4 protein-coding genes are annotated in these 3,517 nt (G+C 71.2%); all 4 read left to right on the top strand.

Annotated elements, in window-relative coordinates:
* The first annotated feature begins 14 nt into the window (after window positions 1-14).
* Window positions 15-944, top strand: coding sequence for an HhH-GPD family protein (locus FNH04_RS43285; protein ID WP_152791720.1), 930 nt, complete (start codon window positions 15-17; stop codon window positions 942-944).
* A gap of 403 nt (window positions 945-1,347) precedes the next feature.
* Complete coding sequence (locus FNH04_RS43280) at window positions 1,348-1,887, top strand: SigE family RNA polymerase sigma factor (RefSeq protein ID WP_152791719.1); 540 nt, start codon at window positions 1,348-1,350, stop codon at window positions 1,885-1,887.
* Window positions 1,875-2,621 carry a hypothetical protein gene (locus FNH04_RS43275; protein WP_152791718.1) on the top strand — a complete coding sequence of 249 codons (747 nt, stop codon included), beginning with the start codon at window positions 1,875-1,877 and terminating at the stop codon, window positions 2,619-2,621. The genes FNH04_RS43280 and FNH04_RS43275 overlap by 13 nt, the downstream gene beginning before the upstream one ends.
* 98 nt (window positions 2,622-2,719) lie before the next feature.
* On the top strand, window positions 2,720-3,427 hold the full coding sequence (cseB, locus tag FNH04_RS43270; protein ID WP_152791717.1) for a two-component system response regulator CseB: 708 nt from the start codon (window positions 2,720-2,722) through the stop codon (window positions 3,425-3,427).
* Window positions 3,428-3,517: the final 90 nt, after the last annotated feature.

Here is a 3,517-nt window from a genome sequence, read left to right as displayed (position 1 = left end):
GGATCGACTGTGCCATGACTGCACCCACGCACACCACGAGCGCCCCCACTCCCACCACCCCCGTGACCGTCGGCGGCGACCTGCACGGGCCGGTCATCGACTGGTTCGACGCACACGCCCGCGACCTGCCGTGGCGGCGGCCCGAGGCCGGGCCGTGGGGGGTGATGGTCAGCGAGTTCATGCTGCAGCAGACCCCCGTCAACCGCGTACTGCCCGTGTACGAGCAGTGGTTGGCCCGCTGGCCCCGCCCCGCCGACCTCGCCAAGGAGGCGCCCGGTGAGGCCGTACGCGCCTGGGGCCGCCTCGGCTACCCGCGCCGCGCCCTCCGTCTGCACGGGGCCGCGGTCGCCATAACGGAACGGCACGGCGGCGACGTACCGACGGAGCACCCGCAGCTGCTCGCGCTGCCGGGCATCGGGGAGTACACGGCCGCCGCGGTGGCCTCCTTCGCGTACGGGCAGCGGCACGCCGTCCTCGACACCAACGTCCGCCGCGTCCTCGCGCGCGCGGTCACCGGCACGCAGTACCCGCCCAACGCCACCACCGCCGCCGAGCGCAGGCTCGCCCGCGCGCTGCTGCCCGAGGACGAGCGCACCGCCTCCCGCTGGGCCGCCGCCTCCATGGAGCTGGGCGCGCTGGTGTGCACGGCGAAGAACGAGACGTGCCACCGCTGCCCGATCACCGCGCAGTGCGCGTGGCGGCTCGCCGGGAAACCCGCGCACGAGGGCCCGGCCCGCCGCGGCCAGACGTACGCCGGTACCGACCGCCAGGTCCGCGGCAAGCTCCTCGCCGTACTGCGGGACGCCGTGGCACCGGTACCGCAGGCCGTCCTCGACCGTGTGTGGGACGAGCCCGTGCAGCGCGCCCGCGCGCTTGACGGGCTGGTCTCCGACGGTCTGGTGGAGCCCCTTCCGGGCGGTCTCTACCGCCTGCCGATGACCTGACCTGGCCTGACCTGACCTGGGCTGGGCCGGCCTGGGCTGGGCCGGCCTGGGCTGCAATCCGCGGGCGTGACCGGCGACAGCGTGGCGACATCGTCGCCGCCACGGTCACGCCCGCGCTCAGCTGTGTCACAGCCGGCACCCCACTGCCTCATGAACACCGCCCGTCAAATCACCCCATCTCTGCCTCAAAGAGCATCTCTCTTTATCCCGGCCCTACTTCCGTTACACAACCGACGGACAGCCGAGCGTTCTCCGAAGGCTGGCTCGGACAGCCCCGTGACAACGCCTCCGTAGCTTCGATGCCGTACCGCACAGACAGCGGTGCGGAGACAAGCCACAGGCAACAGGCAAACCGGCAGCGGGCTGGAAAGCGGTCGGGAAGACGGGGACGGAGGCGGTTGGAATGGCGCAGGGCGAGGTGCTCGAGTTCGAGGAGTACGTCCGCACCCGGCAGGACGCGCTGCTGCGCAGCGCACGCCGACTGGTTCCGGACCCGGTCGATGCTCAGGACCTGTTGCAGACGGCGCTGGTACGGACGTACGGGCGCTGGGACGGCATAGCTGACAAACGGCTGGCGGACGCCTACCTCCGACGCGTGATGATCAACACCCGGACCGAGTGGTGGCGTGCCCGGAAGCTGGAGGAGGTGCCGACCGAGCAGCTCCCCGACGCCTCCGTCGACGACGCCACCGAACAGCACGCGGACCGCGCCCTGTTGATGGACGTCATGAAGGTTCTGGCTCCCAAGCAGCGCAGTGTCGTGGTGCTGCGACACTGGGAGCAGATGTCCACGGAGGAGACGGCCGCCGCCCTCGGCATGTCGGCCGGAACAGTCAAGAGCACGCTGCACCGGGCGCTGGCCCGGCTCCGCGAGGAGCTGGAGAGCCGGGACCTGGGCGCTCGCGCGCTGGAACGTGAGGAGCGGGAGCGTTGCGCGGCCTGAGCAACCGGCCCGGTCCGGACGGCCCTCCGCCCGGGGTGGCGGGACTCGGAATCCCCGAGTCCCGGCCCCCCGGGCCCGGCCCGTCCGGGACGGGTCAGGTCCCGAAGGCGGCGTTCACGGCGATGGCCGTGATCGCCGCCCTCGGGCTTTTCGTAGCCGCATGCGGGACCGGCGGCACCGGCGCCCGTGACGAGGGCCCGGCGGGCGGCAGCTCGCTGAAGGAGGCCACCGCCGCCCCCTCGGTCTCACCCAGCGCCTCACCCACCGAGAGCCGCAGGAGCATGGCCGAGGTGGTCGAACTGGTCAAGTCGGACCCCTCGGTCAGCAAGGTGGTCAAGCAGGACCTCCAGCCGTGCGTGGCCGACGAGTACCCGATCGACTGGTCGTACGGCAGTCTGACCGGGGGTTCCGCCCAGGACATCGTGGTCAACGTGCTGACGTGCGAGGAGCCCGTGGGCATGGGCGTGTTCGTGTACCGCGAGCAGAACGGCGGATACAAGAACGTCTTCAAGGCCGAGGAGCCCCCGGTCTACGCGGAGATCGACCGGGGTGCCCTGGTGGTGACCCAGCAGCTGTACAAGAAGGGCGACCCGGTCGAGTTCCCGTCCAGCGAGGACGTCATCACCTACCGCTGGGCCACGGACCGCTTCAGGGAAGAATCCCGTATACACAACGAGTACGGCAGTGCGGTGGGCGCCTCGAAGGCTCCGTCTCCGGTACCCACCGAGGACTGACGCCCGACGCGCATCCGCATCCGCATCGGCGCCCGCGCCGCACCCGCACCGAACCCGCACGGAACCCGACACAGACAGAGAGCGACTGAGAGCACCGGATGGCAGAGCAGACCCATGTCCTGTTCGTCGAGGACGACGACGTCATCCGCGAGGCCACCCAGCTCGCGCTGGAGCGCGACGGCTTCGCGGTCACGGCCATGCCCGACGGACTGTCGGGCCTGGAGGCGTTCCGCGCCGACCGACCCGACATCGCGCTGCTGGACGTGATGGTGCCGGGCCTGGACGGGGTGAGTCTCTGCCGTCGTATCCGGGACGAGTCGACCGTTCCCGTGATCATGCTCTCGGCGCGCGCCGACTCGATCGACGTGGTGCTGGGCCTGGAGGCGGGCGCGGACGACTACGTCACCAAGCCGTTCGACGGTGCCGTGCTGGTCGCGCGCATCCGTGCGGTGCTGCGCCGGTTCGGGCACGCGAGCGGGGGCGCGGCCAAGGGGGAGGACTCCGGGGCCGGGGCGGTCGGCGGCGTCCTGTCCTTCGGTGATCTGGAAGTGGACACCGAGGGCATGGAGGTACGGCGGTCCGGGCAGCCGGTGGCCCTGACACCGACCGAGATGCGGCTGCTGCTGGAGTTCTCGTCGGCGCCCGGCACGGTGCTGTCGCGCGACAAGCTGCTCGAACGTGTGTGGGACTACGGCTGGGGCGGTGACACCCGGGTCGTGGACGTCCATGTGCAGCGGCTGCGGACGAAGATCGGCCAGGACCGGATCGAGACGGTTCGCGGCTTCGGCTACAAGCTCAAGGCCTGAGCAGGGTTGTCAGGGGTGTCAGGGACATGAGCAGACGATCAGCTGGACGACCCGCGGGAGGCGGTGCGGGACGATCCGGGGGAAGTGGGG

The sequence above is a fragment of the Streptomyces phyllanthi genome, from assembly GCF_009377205.1.
In the GTDB taxonomy this organism is placed as follows: Bacteria; Actinomycetota; Actinomycetes; order Streptomycetales; family Streptomycetaceae; genus Streptomyces; species Streptomyces phyllanthi.
Note: the sequence above shows the minus strand (reverse complement) of the source record. Positions and strands in the feature narration are given on the sequence as shown.

What these genes read in the sequence shown, in the direction of transcription:
- FNH04_RS43285 (WP_152791720.1), top strand. Translation starts at nt 15, where the DNA reads ATGACTGCACCCACGCACACCACGAGCGCCCCCACTCCCACCACCCCC.
- FNH04_RS43280 (WP_152791719.1), top strand. Translation starts at nt 1,348, where the DNA reads ATGGCGCAGGGCGAGGTGCTCGAGTTCGAGGAGTACGTCCGCACCCGG.
- cseB (WP_152791717.1), top strand. Translation starts at nt 2,720, where the DNA reads ATGGCAGAGCAGACCCATGTCCTGTTCGTCGAGGACGACGACGTCATC.